Source organism: Neisseria oralis, from assembly GCF_045062685.1.
GTDB lineage: Bacteria > Pseudomonadota > Gammaproteobacteria > Burkholderiales > Neisseriaceae > Neisseria > Neisseria oralis.
In genome coordinates this window covers 1-277 of sequence record NZ_JBJGEB010000053.1, presented here as the reverse complement: position 1 = coordinate 277, position 277 = coordinate 1, and the positions used below count along the sequence as shown (strand labels likewise).

General features: G+C 54.2%; 1 protein-coding gene. It reads left to right on the top strand.

All coding sequences use genetic code 11. From position 1 onward, the window contains the following. Positions 1 to 277 (top strand): hypothetical protein (locus ACI43T_RS12050; protein ID WP_405387353.1); only part of this gene is annotated, 277 nt, incomplete at both ends.

The following is a 277-nucleotide window of genomic DNA, read 5'->3' as shown; positions in this document are numbered from 1 at the left end:
ACCCTCGTCGAAGAAGCGCACCGCCTTCTCTCCAAGCCCGAACCCGGTGCGGACGGCTCCAAAAAACTCGGTGTGGAAATGTTTGCCAACCTTTTGGCAGAAGTCCGCAAATACGGCGAATGCCTGGTGATAGCCGACCAGATTCCCAACAAGCTGGTATCAGACGTATTGAAAAACACCAATACCAAGATTATCCACCGCCTTTTTGCCGCCGACGACCGCAGCAGCATCGGCGACACCATGAGTCTGAATGACGAACAGAAAGACTTCCTGCCCC